Genomic DNA, 17,527 nt, shown 5'->3' with positions numbered 1-17,527 from the left:
ATGACATGAGAGCTAAAAAGTCCGTCTTAAGCTTGGCAGTCACGTTAGCAATGACAACCGGTTTAGCACTAAGCACGCAAGTACACGCGCAGCAAGAGCAAGCCGAACAAGAACAACAAAAAACAGCAGAAGCTACAAACGATTCATTTGAAAAAATAGTAGTTACCTCGCAAAAGCGAACGCAAAGCTTAAGTGAAGTGCCGCTTGCGGTATCAGTGCTTAATGGTGATCAGATTGACTCTGCATTTGCTAATAACATGGAAGGCTTACAGTCACTTGTACCTTCGGTGAGCTTTAGAAAAGGCACCACAACCCGTAACTCAGCGCTAACGGTGCGCGGTATTGGTACTATTTCGTTTAGTATTGCCGCTGAGCCAAGTGTAGCAACCGTGGTTGATGGCGTAGTACTTGGCCGCTCTGGTCAAGCCTTTGCCGATTTATATGATGTAGACCGCATTGAAGTACTGCGCGGCCCACAAGGTACACTATTTGGTAAAAATGCCTCTGCGGGTGTGGTAAATATAACGACAAAAGATCCTTCGTACGACACAACCGGCAGCGTAGAAACCTCGTTTTATCAAGATAACGAATACCGATTTAAAGGCGTTGTAAGCGGTGGTTTAACCGACGATTTAGCAGCAAGCTTAACCGTGTTTAAAGGTAAGTTTGATGGCTACATTGATAACGTTTACAACAACGAAAAAGTAAACGGCTATGACCGAGAAGGTGCGCGCGCCGTATTTAAATACGAGCCAGAAGATGATTTAAGCGTAAAATTTATTGCTGAATTTTATAATGCAGACGACGACTGTTGTGCCGATTTAGAAGCCCTACCAAGTGGCCGTAATCCAGATTCGCAAGCAGTACCAGACAGCAACGGCATTGTTGATGGCGTAGCCGATATTGACCTAGATCAGCGCAAAGTGGATCACGACTACGAGTCGCGCACTATTGATGAACATAGCGCGTTTTCGGTGCAGGTTGATAAAACCATTGGCGATTACACGTATACCTCAATTACAGCGCAGCGCTCGTGGGATAACACAGAATACCGCGAAGGCGACTTTACCTCTATTGCTGGCGACAGTAACGACCCTGTATTCGATGCACCGTTTCAGTTGCACGACTTAGGCGCACAGCAATGGGATCAGTTTTCCCAAGAGTTTAGAGTTACCTCAAATCTAGCAGGCCCATTTAACTATGTTGCTGGTTTATTTTACTGGAACATGGACTCACAACGTAACTTTACTCGTGATGCGAGTTGTCAAAATAACGGTGGCCAATTAGATGCTGCAATGGCGAATTACGCGCAAAATAACCTATCGGGCGCAGAGCTTGATGCCGCACTTGCCGATTTAGATGGTTACGCACAAGGTTTAGGTGTTAGCTGTAACGCTAACGATATTGTGTCGGCAACCGCATATATGAGCACCGAGTTTAACAACTGGGCAGCCTTTGCCGACGGTACTTACGATTTATCTGAAGATTTACGCGTACTATTTGGTATTCGTTACACCGACGACGAAGTGTCGTACACGCATCGCCGTGTAAGTAACGATGTATATGGCCGAACCGGTGTAGGCGTACGCCCAGCAACACTAAATACTGACGATGCAGGCAAAGCAGAAGAAACCAACGTATCGGGTCGTTTAGGTATGCAATACGATTTAGGCGATGGCCAAATGGTATACGGTACTTATTCGCAAGGTTACAAAGGGCCTGGTTTTAATATTTATTATAACTTTAATCCAGACACCGACAGCCGTGAAATATCGCCAGAAGAGTCAGACGCGTTTGAGCTTGGTTACAAATACGCAAGCCGCGAGTTTGTGTTTAACATGGCACTTTTCAGAACAGAAATTGAAGGCTTTCAAGCTAACAATTTTGACTGTTCAGACGGCACCTGTATTACCCGCTTAACAAACGCGGGCGATGTTAGCACGCAAGGTGTTGAAGTTGACTTTATGTGGGCTGCAACCGACTCACTTACATTTACCGGTGGCGTAGCTTATATTAAAGCCGAAATTGACGAGTTTAATTGTCCGGCAGAAGTAGCAGCAGGCTCATGTACTGACCGATCTGGTTTAGATGTCCCATTTTCGCCAGATTTAAAATACTCACTAACAGCCGATTACTTTATTGAAACTGAGCATGGCTTTAACGTACACATAAATAGCTCATACATTTACACCGATGAGCAATACTCAGACTTACCCGACAACGTAGGCGAGTTTAACCCCGCGTCGTTACTGCCAGATTACGGAATTTTAAACGCAAGCGTTGGCTTATCGTTTAAAGATGATGCATTTAGAGTATCGCTTATTGCCAAAAACTTGACCGACGAAAGCTACGCAACTACTTACAGTGGTGACAACTTCCGTTACCAAATTCCGCGTGATGCAGAGCGTTACTTTGGCGTATCGTTTAAGGCACGTTTTTAATTTAATAAATACATCCCTGATATTATTTAAAAAGCGCAGCGTTTAACCGCTGCGCTTTTTTTGTCTTAATTTTGTCATAGTTTAGTCATTGTTTTTTAATTAAAAGTACTCTTAGAGGTCACATCTGTTTTCTATAGTGCTGCGGTTACTTATTTGAGGTTTACGCTTCAAGCAAAAAATAACCACTACACTATGGGAATAATAAAGGATGAAAATTAAAAAAATTGCTGCGGCAGTTGGCTTAACGTTTATGTTGAGCACAGCAAGCCATGCCAATGTATTACCACAAAGCCAAACAGACAATGACTGGTATACAAATGCCCAAACCACACTCGCCACAAAAACTGCGCTTGCACAAAGCGAGCAAACAACAAAAGCTAAAAACGTTATTTTGTTTGTAGGCGACGGTATGGGTGTATCTACTCTTACTGCAGCACGTATCTTACAAGGACAAAGAGCGGGCGATTTAGGTGAAGAAGGTTATTTAAGCTTTGAAGAGTTCCCGTACTCAGCACAAGTAAAAACATACAACGTAGATGCACAAACACCAGATTCTGCTGGCACAATGACCGCGATGATCTCAGGGGTTAAGACCGATGTAGGCGTTATTGGTGTAGACGAAGATATAGAGCGCGGTGTGTGTTCAACTGTATCGGGTAATGAGCTTTTAACAGCAACAGAACTTGCTGAAATTAAAGGCCTAGCAACCGGTGTTATTTCAACAGCGCGTATTACCCATGCAACGCCAGCGGCAACCTATGCTAAATCGGCAGATCGTAACTGGGAAGATATCTCAGACATGCCAGAAACCGAAACTGCATGTGAAGACATTGCCTCGCAATTAGTTAATTTTGAAAAAAATCTAGAAGCACGTTTTGTAGGTACCGACGTAGACGGTCTTGATTTTGTAATGGGTGGCGGGCGTCGTCACTTTTTACCAAAAGATGAAGCAGCTAACTCAGCTGATGCAGTAAGTGAGGTAGAGGGCGATCGTACTGATGAACGTAACCTAGTTACTGAGTGGCAAACACAATACCCAGATGCAACATACGTAATGGATCAAACAGGTTTTGATGCTATTGCTGATGATGCGACTAAAGTATTTGGCTTATTTAACGAATCGCACATGCAATACGAAGCTGACCGCGCAAACGATATTGCCGGCGAGCCATCGCTTAGCGAAATGACTAGCAAAGCAATTGACGTATTAAGTAAAAACGAAAACGGCTTTTTCTTAACCGTTGAGTCGGGCCGTATTGACCACGCACACCACGCGGGTAATGCCTACAACGCACTTAACGACACCATAGAATTTGCTAAAGCCGTGCAAGCTGCGGTAGATAATACCAACCCAGAAGAAACCCTTATTTTAGTAACCGCCGATCACAGCCACGTATTTACTATTGCTGGCTACCCTAAACGCGGTAACCCAATTTTAGGCCAAGTAGTTGCCGTAGGCGAAACCACACCAAGCCTTGCTGCCGATGATATGCCATACACCACAGTAGGCTATGCAAATGGTTTAGGGTTTAGAAACTTAGTTGATGAAACAGATGCCGATGCAGCATATACAACTGGCCCAGTTGCTGGACGTGTAGAGCTTAGTGGTGTTGATACTACCAATGTTGGCTTTCACCAAGAAACCACTGTCCCTCTTGGCTCAGAAACCCATGCCGGTGAAGATATTTCGCTGCATGCAAAAGGCCCTGGTGCACAGCTAGCTCAAGGCGTAATTGAGCAAAACGTAGTATTTCATTTAATTAATCAAGCTCTTGAACTAACTCAGCAATAATGGCGGCTAACATGAACAAATTAACAGTACTTTCTTTAGCAGTAATGGTCGCGCTAGCAGGTTGTAGTGACGACGACAAAGACGAAAATAATATTCTCGCGGTAGATAACACCATTGCAGTCGGCTCTGAGCAATGTGTTAATGGCGGCGTAGAAACCCAAACCGGCGTAGATACAAACGGCAACGGCGTGCTAGATAGCGACGAAGTAACCTCTTCTAACTTAGTGTGTAATGCACCTGCTACGTCACTTACCAGCGAGCAACTTGCCACCCTAACTACTAACGCATGGTATGGCGATGCTCAAACAAAGCTTGCGGCAACACAGCAAGCTAATAGCGAAGTGGTTACTGAGTCGGGCAAAGCGAAAAACGTTATATTATTTGTTGGCGACGGCATGGGTATTTCTACCGTAACAGCTGCACGTATTTTAGCAGGCCAGCTTGAAGGCGGTTTAGGTGAAGACTACCAGTTAAGCTTTGAAAAAATGCCGTACTCAGGTTTTGTTAAAACTTACAACGTAGATGCACAAACGCCAGATTCTGCAGGCACAATGACGGCAATGGTATCAGGTGTTAAAACCGATGTGGGCGTAATTGGTGTAGATGAAGACATTGAACGCGGCGACTGTGCCACGGTAACAGGTAACGAACTGGTTACCTCATTAGAGCTTGCTGAAATAGCGGGTAAAGCAACCGGCCTTATTTCAACCGCACGTATTACCCATGCAACACCTGCAGCAACGTATGCTAAATCGGCTGACCGTAACTGGGAAGATAACTCAGATATGCCAGAGGGCACTGAAGCCTGTGAAGATATTGCATCGCAACTTGTTAACTTTGAAGCCAACTTAGAGTCGCGTTATGCAGGTATTGATGTTGATGGCATTGATGTTGTAATGGGTGGCGGACGTCGTCACTTTTTACCAAAAGATGAAACAGCAAACTCAGCCGATGCAGTAAGCGCAGTAGAAGGCGACCGTACTGATGGCCGCAACTTAGTAACCGAGTGGCAAACAACTTACCCAAGCGGCACTTACGTTATGGACCAAACCGGTTTTGATGCAATCAGCGACGATGCCACTAAAGTATTTGGTTTATTTAACGAATCGCACATGCAATACGAAGCCGACCGCGCAAACGATGTAGCGGGCGAGCCGTCGCTTAGCCAAATGACCGAAAAAGCAATTAACGTACTCGATAACAACGACAATGGCTTTTTCTTATCGGTAGAAGCAGGCCGTATTGACCACGCGCACCATGCGGGTAATGCCTACAATGCCCTAAACGACACAGTAGAGTTTGCAAAAGCTGTGCAAGTGGCAATGGAAAACACTAACCCAGAAGAAACGCTAATAGTAGTAACAGCCGATCACAGCCACGTATTTACTATTGCAGGCTACCCTAAACGTGGTAACCCAATATTAGGTAAAGTTGTTGCCGTAGGCGAAACCGAGCCAAGCCTAGCTGCCGACGATATGCCATACACCACAGTTGGTTACACTAATGGCTTAGGTTATAGAGATTTAGGCGATGAAACCAATGCCGATGCATCTTACTTAGCTGCACCGGTAACTGGGCGTGTAGATTTAACCGATGTTGATACAACTACAGCGGGTTTTCACCAAGAGTCGTTAGTACCTCTTGGCTCAGAAACTCACGCTGGTGAAGATGTTGGCGTTTACGCAATGGGCCCAGGCGCTCACTTAGTTACAGGCACTAACGAGCAAAGCTTTTTATTCCATGTAATGGACTTTGCAGCAGACTTAGTAACTACCGCTGATGAAAAAGTAACGCCATAAGTAATTTAATACGTACGCTCAGCACATAAAGTACGTATAAAAAATAGGGTATTTAAAAACAACTCGTACGCTGTGCGAGTTGTTTTTTTATGTCATAAAAATGCCACTGTAAATGGGTATGGTAATGCCTATTACAGTGACGTTTAAATAAGAGATAATTTAATGAAACTAGCATTATTTTTAATGGCAACACTTGCCAGTACCAACACCCTAGCGCAGCAATGTAATATTGATAGCGCGCATTTAAAAGCCGACTATAAAATTACCAATACTCGTAAAAACGAGCAAAGCACGCAATCACTTACGCTTTGGCGAAACAACTCACAAGTTGCGCATCAGCGTGAAGTTATTACTGAGCTTTGGCAGCACTTAGCTAACAAACAAATTCGCCCAATTCGTTATTTTAATGCCCAACAACGCGGTATTGAATATCAGCCATCTGAGGTACGCGGTGTACAAAGTTGGAGCGCTAAAAATCAGCTGGTGGATACGCATTTAATTAAAAAAATGACCCTAGTTAACACCCACGGCAACGGCTGCGATGAAGTAAAAAACTACGCACTTACCGAGGGCGACAACCAATTTAAACTCGCTTTATTTAGCAAATCAAACTTGGTTAAAAGCTTTAGCGTAACCAATAAAAAAAGCGATACCCATACTTTGCTAAGCCTTAACGAAGTAAACAGTAATAAAGCAGAAATAACCGCACAGTTTGCCAAATGGGATCGCTTTCAAACCACCGATTATGCCGACATTGGCGATAACGAAAACGACCCGTTTTTAGCAAAAATGATCAACCTAGGCTTTATAGAACACGGCGCAACGGGGTTTTATAATCAGCAAGGTAAAGCTATTCAAGGTGGGCACCACCACTAGGTTTAGCGTTTTTAAATGTAGTAGCTCATAGCTGAAAGGATGATAGGCGGCTATGGGCTACAAGTAGGTATTTAAAAATAGATTAATTTTAGCCATTTCCGCCCAAGTAATACTGCAAACACCTCCCCATTTTTTAAAACACACACCATCAGCCGCATAATATTTATAGTTGGCAATAATTTACTCTATTTGATATTAATAGAAGTTCACATTATAGGAACTTTCGTGGTAATAAGTGAAATGTCCTCTGATAAAGTTGTTTGCACACTTAATGGAAGTTTTTGGTGAGAATAAACAAGTATGGCTTAAAGGATACAATTGAAGCTGGTATTAAGCGTGAAATTAGACAACGCTGCGGTTTTGGTTGTGTAAATTGCGGGAATGCGGTTTATCAATATGAGCATGTTGACCCTACATTTGCGGAAGCAACAGAACATAACCCAGACCATATAGTTCTCCTATGTGGCGGTTGCCATGACCGTGTTACTCGAAAACTATTATCGAAAGAAACGATAAAAATCAGATCTGATAGCCCTGTCTGTAAACAAAAAGGATTTTCTTTTGGTCCTTTTGACTTAGGAATGGTCGAGCCAAAAATTACAATTGGCACATTAAATTGCAAAGGCGTTGAATCCTTAATTAGGATAAATGGAGATAATGTACTTTCTATTAAGCCTCCAGAATCCGAAGGCGCACCATTTCGAATAAATGCATATTTGGCTGATAGGGATGGACGCGAGGTATTAAAAATTGTCGATAATGAGTGGATTACAACTACAAATAATTGGGATGTAGAGGTTGTTGGTACCAGAATAACAATAAGGAAAGCTCTTGGTGATATTGTTCTTTCTCTGCGTTCAGAGCCTCCGCACAATCTAGTGATTGAACGTCTAGAGATGGAGCATTTAGGTATAGAACTATCTTGTCGTGAAAATAAAAATTTGAAAGTGATTACACCATCAGGGCAAATATTAACGTCTAATTCAATGGATATTGAAGGGAGTAAAGTCGGGTTTGACATTAATAATAATTCTATGTCTATAGGTGTTGGTGGTGGTTGTGTCCATATAGGAAGTATGACATTAGATAGTATTCCTCCTAATATACCACAAAGACACACTCGGCAAACGTTTGTAGGACGAGCAAGAGAAAATCGAAAAGTTGGTCGTAATGAAATTTGCCCGTGCCGTAGTGGAAAGAAATTCAAAAAGTGCTGTGGGTTAGTGTACTAACAAAAATATCAAGGTGGCGCGTTATACTTGTCGATTCTTGTATAGTGTTTGTTGCGTTTGGTAAATTTATCGTGGTGTGCTCATGCTAGGCTGTATGTGGATTCAATATTGATCGACCGCTGCATTAAAATAATAAAAAGCTACCCTAATACGTAGCATGTTAGTCGGGTGTTAATTACTAAGAGGGTATTCAGTTGAATCCGATAGATGTTATTAATTCTAAAAAGCAGCATTTGGCTAGGTATGCTAATGAAAATGGTTCAAATGGTGACCATTGAATTAAATGAAAATTGGATTCCTAGATCGAAAGGAAATGAACTAAAACTTTTGTTATCAGCCCTTAAAGAAGTAGGGGTTATTATTAAACATTCAAGTTTCGATGCGTTGTCTATTCCAAAAGGAGTTTCGATAGATTTTAATGACCTTGTATCTATTAAAGCTTCACTCTCAGACATAACCTTTATTGAAATCAAGTCGGCTAATCAATAACGCGTCAAAAAAGATTTCTCGGGCTTTTTCTTTGCCTTAACTGAGAATGAAATTAAAGCTGCAGAAGCTTTAGGTGATAGGTATCAGGTTGCTTTGTATAATAAAAAAACATCTGAAGTATTGATGACTAGTGTAGTGGAAATTATTAATAGGGCTAAATCATCTACTTGGCAGGTATCAGTACAGTTGTAGGCGAAATACGAATTTTTTAAAGATAAAACAGTTGGTTATACTCCAGCGATGCTGATTTAAACCAACTATTTCTTGTTTGTATTAAAATGCTATCATCACCCGCGAATAACACGATTACCTAATCGTTACTCAATATGAGAATCATCAGGCTTTTTAGGCCTATCAGCGAGTTCTGTTAGGCCGTCTTCACAGTCGCCGCTGTCGCAGGTATTTAAATCACTTTGTGCCTGCTTGTCTTGTTGCAGTACTTGTTTTAAATCTTCCATGCGTTGGCGCACGGCTACACCGTAGCTGGCGTCGTCGCCCCACAGTTCGGCAAGTTGCAGTACGGCAGCGCGGTCGTGGTCTCTAAATAGTTTTCCGGCGCGCTGGGCATCTTCTTTATTGTTACCTAATAGCTCTAATGCATCTACCGCTAAGTTAATGGCCGAGTCGACCGTTTCGCGGTTAAAGGCATCTACTTTTAAATTAAGTAATTGATAGGCGTGGCGGCGGTCGATAGCGCGGGCAACAATTTTAAGCTGCGGGTAGTTTTTATGCGCAAGCTTAATAATTTCGAGGGTTTTGTCTGCATCGTCTATTGCCACAATTAGCATTTGCGCGGTGTGCGCGCCTGCAGCTTCAAGGAGCTCTTGGCGGGCAGCATCACCATAAAATACGGTATTGCCAAAGCGGCGTAGAAGTTCTATTTGGCTTGGGCTGTGATCAAGTACAGTAATTTCGTAGCCTTGGGCGTGTAATAAGCGACCCATAATTTGCCCAAAGCGCCCGTAGCCTGCAATTATAACGTGTTTAGCACTGCTAATTTGCTCGGGCTTATCAAACTCGGGCGCGCTGTTACTGGTGCGTTTTTGTAGCTGCTCGTAAGCCATTAATAACAGTGGCGCAACCAACATTGAAACAGCCACCACTAACGTCACAAGGCTTGTTTGCTCTGGCGTTAATATGCTTAATGTAGTGGTTACACTTAAAAGTACAAAAGCAAATTCGCCGCCTTGAGCCAGCGCTAGTGCAAACAGTAAACGCTGCTTTTTACTAATATTAAAGGTGATAGCAAGGGCAAATAAAATGCAGGCTTTTACTACAATAAGCAGCGCAACGAGTGCAATAACGGTTGTAAATTCATCCGCTAATAATTCAAAGTTGATTGATGCGCCAACAGTGATAAAAAACAGCCCTAACAGTAGGCCTTTAAAGGGCTCTATATCGGCTTCTAGCTCGTGTCTAAACTCGCTTTCGGCAAGGACTACACCGGCTAAAAATGTACCGAGTGCTGGTGATAAGCCAATACTTTGCATCACAAGGGCAATAGCCACCACTAAAAACAGCGCAAAAATAGTAAATATTTCACGCATGTGGGTTTGCGCTATGTATCTAAATAACGGCGCCGACACATATTTTCCGCCGGCAATAATAGCGGCGATAACCGCTACCGATACGCCAACTTGTTGCCATACCGGCCAGCTTGCAATAATGGAGTCGCTAATGTCTTTTGAGCTACTTTGCGGCGCAAAAGCCAGTAGTGGTAGGAGCGCTAAAATAGGAATAATGGCGATGTCTTGAAACAGCAAAACCGAGAATGCATTTTGCCCGGCTTCTTGCTTTAGCCAGCCTTTTTCTTCAAGGCTTTGCAGTACAATAGCGGTTGATGACAGCGCCAGCATTAAGCCAATGGCGAGGGCGGTTTGCCAATGCATGGTAAAAACCCAATAACAAAACGCAAAAATAGCCGCGGCGGTAAGTACGACCTGTAAGCCGCCAAGCCCTAATATTGAATGGCGAAGCTTCCATAAACGGGCGGGTTGTAGCTCAAGGCCAACCAAAAACAGCATCATCACTACGCCAAACTCGGCAAAGTGCATTACATCTGTTTGATCCCCCACAATACCCAGGGCGTAAGGGCCAATTAGTATGCCCGCAATTAAATAACCAAGTACCGAGCCAAGTCCCACTCGCTTGGCAATAGGTACAGCCACTATGGCCGCCGCTAAGTAAATTAAAGCTATTTCTAACACGCGTATATCCTAATAGTATCAAGGCTTTTAGCATGGCTTAGTGACTTTAAAAATACAATGGGTCATGTGGCTGAAAATACATTATTTATCTGTAGCCACAACATAGTGCGTTATGGCTACAGCGTTAAATATAATGCTTTATTACAGTGATGTAGTGCAGGTTAAATATTACAAATACTTATAATTGCTAAGCTTGGTTGATCTGATTCTGAGTGATAAATAGTTATGTTTGAACTTGTTGTATTTTCGACGTTAGTTTCATTAACTGTTACTTCAAACTCGGCCGTCGCAGGTAAGTTAATATTTAATTCGCTATCGAAGTAAGTATCTCCACTTTTTTGTAAGGTAAGTGGTTTGGTTTCGTCATAACTAAACACAAAGTTATCCGAGGCTAGAAGGGTATCTACCATATTAAAGCGTAAATTTATGGTGTCGGGGCCTGTAAAATCTGCACACACAAATACCGATACCTCAACAGCTTGAAATACTGGCAAACTATTTTGACCTATATTCACACTAAAGTTGTTTTGCGTAATGGCTACTGAGTTATATTCTCCTGCTGCAAGTCTTTCGTCTGCAGTGGTGATAGTGATTTTTTCGCCTTGTGCTAAGTTAATGTTTTCGTCAAAAAAGCCGCTAGCATTGGTTGTGTATTGCACCCCATTAATATTAAGTTTGACATTGCTTACAGCATTTTTTTGTACATTAGTAATTTGGCCTTCGATACTTCCCGTTAGCTGTGCTGAGTCGGTTGCGGTTACAAAAAACTGCATGCTTTGTGTAAAACTGTCTGCGTCAGTTGCTATAACGGTGAGTGTGTAGCTGCCAATTACGTCGGGAATAAGGCTGGTGGTACTTTGATTTGTATTGCTTAAGCTAACACTTGAGCCCGTTGGTGCTGATATAGCCCATGAAAAACTCAACTCTGTGCCTTCTGGATCATAACTCTCGCTTAGGTCAAATTGAACGCTGGTACCTACTTCACTGTAACGAGATTGTTCGCCTGTAAAGTTAATTACTGGCGGGGCATTTTGTATAACATCAATAGTGAGTGTTTTTGTATCAGAGAATTGCTCGCCATCGTTGGTTTTTAAAGAGATAACTACTTGCCCTTGCGCTGATGCACTAAATACAGGCTTGGCTATTGTAGTATCGCTAAGTGTTACTTGAACGGGTGATGAAAGTATTTCCCACAAGTAGCTGAGCGCTTTACCCTCAGGATCGTAACTACCTGATGCGTCAAGAGTTACCTGCTGATCTATTGTTACTGACAACGGATAGTTAACCTGAGTAATTGGCTTTTGGTTCTCAGTGGCATGCAAAACACTTGTTGCTTGTTCTGAACTTAGTTGACCGTCAGATACTACAAGCATTACTACATAATCACCTTCGGTATCGGCTTCAATAATGGGGTTAGCTGTTGTGCTATTTAAAAGTACTGTATTGCTGTTTTGTGGCCTAGCTTGCAGTTGCCAGTTATATGCTAATGTATCGCCGTCGGGGTCGCTACATTGCTGGCATTCAAGCGTTGTAGGTTCATTTAAAGTAATATTAGCTTGTGCAGCTAGTATGGCGACAGGTGCTTTATTAGAGGTTGCTACTGTTAAAGTAACTGTCGCTGTATTACTTTTATTTCCTTGGTCGGTTACCGTTAGTGATATTAAGTAGTCGCCAACATCAGGACTCGAAAACCCAGCTGTATGGGTAAATTTATTAGAAATTTCTGGTGTGCTATTTGCGGGTTTTGAGGTGATAGCCCATTCATAACTAAGAGTATCGTTTGTATCGGGGTCACTGCTTTGAGTGCCATTAAGGGTAACAACCTCATTAGGAGTAACGGCTTTATTTTTTACCGTAATTAGCGCTTGTGGTGATGAGTTTACGCTCAAGGCTTCGCTTTGTATTACCGCGGTATTGCTAGCTGTTTCACCGAGTGAATTAGTAATAGTGAGCTTAACTTTATACTCGCCAACTTCATCAGCGATAAACTGGCTTTTAACTTGAGTATTACTTTCAAGTGTTGCGCTACTTGTTGAAGGCTTAGTAACAAACTGCCATTGGTACTTATTAATAACGCCATTTGTCGTACTGCTCAGTGCGGCATTTAATATTACTACATCACCTTGCTTAACGGTTTGGTTGCCTCCCGCCATTGCAATTAATTGAGTTCCTGGAGTAGCCGTTACTTGCTGCGTTACAGGTGTGCTTGAAAGCTTGCCATCACTTACAACAAGTATTAATTGATACTCGAGTGCATCGGGTACAGAAAATTCAACTGTACTTTGATTGCTATTAGCTAGTGAAATCTTATTTTGACCATTATCACTCGTTAACTGCCATTGGTAGGTAAGAGTATCGCCGTCGGGATCATTGCTTTGCGCTGCACTAAAGACGATAGGCGTATTAACTTTAAACTCTAATTGCGTAGTACTAATAACGGCAACAGGTTTTGTATTGGTGCTGAGCGGTTTATCAGCTGACTTAGAGTCTGAACCTGAAGAGCCACATGCTACTAATGACAATAAAGCTGGCGCTAAAATTAATAATTTCCATTTCATAATATTAATATCCTTTTAATAAGTTGAATATTAATATGTACCTAAATTAGATATAAAGCAAAATAATAAATTAAATAACTGTAGCGAACGTAATTTTAGGAAACAGCGGACCAATATTTGAAGTTTTTTAGATGATTTATATTTATAGGTAAGCTAATACACATAAATATTCGTTATAAAAGTGCCCATTAATTGTGGGCACTCGCTATATTTGAGCGCGATGATTGAATTTAATCGGCTACTTTTACGGGGCCGCTAATATTATCAATACTTACATCGCCTGAGCCCGATTCGGTAATAGTGAGTCCTTTAGCGTGGTTTACACGAATATTGCCCGAGCCATCTTCAATGGTTACGCTTGCTTGCACGTGTTCGATAACTAAATCGCCAGAGTTGTCGTCTACATCTACTGCGCCATTAATATTATTAATAGCAATGCTGCCAGAGCCGTCTTCAACAGTTAATGTGCCGCGTACATTACTAATGCGCATATCGCCCGAACCATCATCAACAACCGCATTGCCGTTTACGTTATTAATATTTACGCTGCCAGAGCCGTCGGTAAGCTCTAAATTACCAGTAATGTTTTCAAGGGTTATATCGCCAGAACCATCTTCAATGGTGAGGTTTTTAGCACTGTTTATAGATAAGCTGCCAGAGCCGTCTTCTACGTTAATGTTATTTTGCATGGCGCTTATAACAATATCGCCAGAGCCATCATCAATATCTAAATTTAGATTGCTTGGCACGGTTACAATTATATCTATATGTGGAGATTGGCCATTATAAAAGTTAATACCACTTTGGGTTTTATTTTGGGCAACAAGGTTTGCCTGTTTACCGTTTTGCTCAAGGGTTAGCTCGTAATCGTCGTCAATATCGGCTGTATAAATTGTGGCATCAACACTTATGCTGGTGGCATTGGGCGAGCCTTTTATTTCAAGTAAGCCTGCACCGCTTAACACATTTAAGTATTCTAAATTATCGCTTGGCAGTGAAAGCTGTTTAGTTTGTTTTACTGACGCAACGCTTGGCGATATATGAAATACACAGCCGCTTAATAATAAAATGCCGCCAATAAGTGAAAGTGGTTTTGTAATGCCTGATACAGTTGATGAGCTCATTTTTAGTCCTTTGGTATTTATTGTTTGTATTTGTATAGCCAATATAGAGCAAAAACGAGACCAATTATAAGTTGTTGTTTTTATTAAGGTAGGATGTGTTTATGAAAAGTGGATTTACTAATAAGTGGTTAAATACACTAAGAAGTAATTAAAAAAGGATGCGCATGGCATCCTTTTTAAGTGTTTGCTTTTAGGTTAATTATTAAAATTGTAAGTAATATTACCGTATAAAAAGCGCCCATCTAAACCATACGGTGCATACGGCGTGTACGGGAATATTTGGCCAAAGTCAGAGTAACCAATGTTATCTACGGTGGCTTGTGGGTACTGATCGAACAAGTTGTTTGCACCTACTGCAAACTTCCAGTATTCGTCTGGGCGGTAGGCTACTTCTAGGTCGGTTATCCATTTAGGATCTATGTACTCATCGCGGTCGGCTGTGGTTGAAATATCTGCCACTTCACCGTAGCGCGTTGCACGAAGGGTTGTTTGCCATTCGTTAAAGTTCCACACTGCCGATAAGTTCCATTTGCTATCTGGCGTGCCTTCTTCAAAGCGGCCTACTTCACGGCGTGCAAATACCACGTAGTCGTCGCCTAGTGAGTTTAGCTCGCTTGGGTTGTCGTTTACGTGCGTTACCTCGGTATCGTTAAAGTTTGCCGCCACGTTTAAGCGTAAGTCACCTAAATCGCTTAAATCTAAGTTGTAAGTAGCAACAATATCAACACCTTGAGTGCGTGAGTCAATTGCGTTAGTAAAGTAACGTACGCTTTCTGTATTTAACTCACCAGCATTTTGCAGTATTTCTACTACGGCATCGCCTTCTAGGTTTTCAGACAAAACAATACGGTCATCAATATCAATGCGGTAGGCATCTACTGTTAGGCTAAAGCTGCCTTGCGTGTACATAAAGCCCGCCGTTACGTTTACAGATTCTTCTGCATCAAGCGGCTGTGCACCTAGTGCTTGCGCTGCTGCTGAATCGGTTGGGAATAAACCCACTTCAAACGGTTCGTTGTTCTCAAGTACGGTAGAGATTTGGCGGTACGAGCTTTGAGCAAGTGATGGCGCACGGAAACCTGTGCTAATTGCACCGCGTAGCGATAGGTTTTCGTTAATGCTGTAACGCGAGGCAAGTTTAGAGGTAAACGTATCGCCAAAGTCGCTGTAATCTTCGTAGCGACCTGCTAAAACAAGGTTCCAGTTTTCTGTTAGGTAAGTATCAAACTCAACAAACACGGCTACGTTGTGGCGGCTTTCGTCGGTTACGCTTTCTGGTCCAAAACCAGCTAATACTTGTGCGCCGCCGGCTGCAATTGGGTTACCGTCGCTATCAAGAGCAGTAATGTAAGATGCTTCTTCGCCTTGCTCTATTTTGTAACTTTCGTGGCGGTACTCTGTACCTACAGTAAAAAATACGTCATCTGGTAAGCCAAAATCTAGAACTGTATTTGCCGTAGCGTTAACTAAAAACTGATCGTAAACAAGTGCGCCGTTGTCAAATTCGGTTGGGCTGTCGGCACCTAGCGATGTATTAATGCTATTTACAACGCCAAAGCCAAAGTCGTTACGGCCGTAGTTGGTACTTACATCCCACGTCCACTCGCCTGTTTCGCCTTTTAAACCTAGTGCAAATGAGTAATCTTGTACGTCGGTTTCAATTTGCGGTAAAAAGCCGTCTGGGTAAACTTCTAACACGTTGCGGCTGTCTTTTGCACGGCGGTAAAAACCACCTGAATTACCTTCGCGTTTTGAGTAACTACCAAATGAGTAAAGGTTATAGCCGTTATCAAAGTCGTAACCCATGTTATAAAACAGTGCGTAGTCTTCAAGGTCGGCTTTACCAAAGCGATGGTTGTAACGGTCGATGGTAAATTCGCGTGGGTCTAGGCTGCCATCTTCTAGGCGGTCGTATTGCTCGCGTGGGTCAAAGCCTGAGCGCTGCGTAGAGTCGTTATCGCGGTACTCAATAGATACGTTTACAAAGCCGTTATCTAAAAGCTCAAATCCTGAGTTTGCGCTAATTGTGCGTGTTGCACCGTCGTTTACTTCGCGGTCGGCACCAGTATTAAATGCCAGATTGCCGTTTGCATCTGCGTAGGTGCTTTCTAGTTGTGATACACCAGCCATTTGCGTGTCGTACTCGCCGTACGTTACGCTTACGCTGCCGCCTTCTGAGGCATCTTTAAGTACAATGTTAATTACGCCAGCAATGGCGTCTGAGCCATACTGCGCTGCAGCACCGTCGCGTAGTACTTCTACACGTTTAATAGCTGATGTTGGGATCATGTTTAAATCAACAGCGGTAGAGCCTCGGCCAACAACACCTGCTAAGTTTAATAGCGCGCCTGCATGGCGGCGTTTGCCATTAATAAGCACTAGGGTGTGATCGGGTGCTAAACCACGTAAAACAGCAGGTTTAGCGTGGTCGGTACCATCACCCATTGTAGCGCTTGGGTAGTTAAAGCTAGGTACTTGGTTTGCCAGTATTTGGCTAATTTCTAGCTGACCCGTACTTTGCATATCACCACTGGTAATAATGTCTACAGGTACAGTACTTTCGGCAATACTACGTAAACTTCTACGTGTACCGGTAACCGAAATGACTTCAATACTTTCTTGAGCTTGAGTGTCTTGCTCAGCAGCAAATGCTGGTGAATAAGACGCGCTAAGCGCAGAGGTAACGGCCAGACTAAGTGCTACTTTTTTGGCTGATAATTGCTTTAACATGATGTTGATTCCCTTAAGGGCTGCTGACTATTGATTTTTCGAAGGAGCGCATAATATAGAAGCGGCTACCCTAGTGCAAAGATGAAAACTATCTAACTTATTCAAACTTGTTAATAAGTAAGAGCAGTGATTACGTTAAGTATAGAAGTTTAGATCGCTGCCGTTGCAATCTTGTGTCGAATGGTTGCGAATTCAAGGGGAGTGTGAGTAAAAGTTATTAAAAAGTAAAAAGGCCAAGCGAGTGCTTGGCCTTTATTTATTTTATAAATTACGCAAAAA

The 17,527-nt window shown here is 42.5% G+C and carries 10 protein-coding genes; 6 read left to right on the top strand and 4 right to left on the bottom strand.

All coding sequences use genetic code 11. The annotated features are described in order from the left end of the window. Positions 1-5 precede the first annotated feature (5 nt). From ALFOR1_RS16135 to ALFOR1_RS16110, 6 genes are all read left to right on the top strand, one after another. The gene (locus ALFOR1_RS16135; RefSeq protein WP_104643566.1) at positions 6-2,441 is read left to right on the top strand and encodes a TonB-dependent receptor; all 2,436 of its coding nucleotides are present in this window, start codon (positions 6-8) and stop codon (positions 2,439-2,441) included. A gap of 208 nt (positions 2,442-2,649) precedes the next feature. Next, positions 2,650-4,233, top strand: a complete 1,584-nt coding sequence (locus ALFOR1_RS16130) for an alkaline phosphatase (protein WP_104643565.1) — start codon at positions 2,650-2,652, stop codon at positions 4,231-4,233. 11 nt (positions 4,234-4,244) lie between these two features. Continuing rightward, entirely contained in the window at positions 4,245-6,032 is a 1,788-nt protein-coding gene (locus ALFOR1_RS16125; RefSeq protein WP_104643683.1) for an alkaline phosphatase, read from the top strand. A gap of 162 nt (positions 6,033-6,194) precedes the next feature. Next, on the top strand, positions 6,195-6,908 hold the full coding sequence (locus tag ALFOR1_RS16120) for a hypothetical protein (protein WP_104643564.1): 714 nt from the start codon (positions 6,195-6,197) through the stop codon (positions 6,906-6,908). A 284-nt stretch (positions 6,909-7,192) separates the two neighbouring features. Beyond that, on the top strand, positions 7,193-8,140 hold the full coding sequence (locus ALFOR1_RS16115) for an SEC-C metal-binding domain-containing protein (RefSeq protein ID WP_104643563.1): 948 nt from the start codon (positions 7,193-7,195) through the stop codon (positions 8,138-8,140). 249 nt (positions 8,141-8,389) lie between these two features. After that, on the top strand, positions 8,390-8,629 hold the full coding sequence (locus ALFOR1_RS16110) for a hypothetical protein (RefSeq protein WP_131692497.1): 240 nt from the start codon (positions 8,390-8,392) through the stop codon (positions 8,627-8,629). 317 nt (positions 8,630-8,946) lie between these two features. Here ALFOR1_RS16110 and ALFOR1_RS16105 read toward each other — a convergent pair whose 3' ends face one another. The 4 genes from ALFOR1_RS16105 to ALFOR1_RS16090 all read right to left on the bottom strand — a co-directional run bounded on the left by ALFOR1_RS16105 (position 8,947) and on the right by ALFOR1_RS16090 (position 17,248). Beyond that, complete coding sequence (locus ALFOR1_RS16105; RefSeq protein WP_104643561.1) at positions 8,947-10,836, bottom strand: monovalent cation:proton antiporter-2 (CPA2) family protein; 1,890 nt, start codon at positions 10,834-10,836, stop codon at positions 8,947-8,949. Positions 10,837-10,997: 161 nt separating this feature from the next. Then, positions 10,998-13,394, bottom strand: a complete 2,397-nt coding sequence (locus ALFOR1_RS16100) for a PKD domain-containing protein (RefSeq protein WP_104643560.1) — start codon at positions 13,392-13,394, stop codon at positions 10,998-11,000. A 230-nt stretch (positions 13,395-13,624) separates the two neighbouring features. Continuing rightward, positions 13,625-14,518 carry a DUF4097 family beta strand repeat-containing protein gene (locus ALFOR1_RS16095; RefSeq protein ID WP_104643559.1) on the bottom strand — a complete coding sequence of 298 codons (894 nt, stop codon included), beginning with the start codon at positions 14,516-14,518 and terminating at the stop codon, positions 13,625-13,627. A 195-nt stretch (positions 14,519-14,713) separates the two neighbouring features. After that, positions 14,714-17,248: a TonB-dependent receptor plug domain-containing protein gene (locus tag ALFOR1_RS16090; protein ID WP_373864948.1), complete on the bottom strand. Its 2,535-nt coding sequence runs from the start codon at positions 17,246-17,248 to the stop codon at positions 14,714-14,716. Positions 17,249-17,527 lie beyond the last annotated feature (279 nt).

The sequence above is a fragment of the Pseudoalteromonas carrageenovora IAM 12662 genome, assembly GCF_900239935.1.
Lineage (GTDB): Bacteria > Pseudomonadota > Gammaproteobacteria > Enterobacterales > Alteromonadaceae > Pseudoalteromonas > Pseudoalteromonas carrageenovora.
Note: the sequence above shows the minus strand (reverse complement) of the source record. Positions and strands in the feature narration are given on the sequence as shown.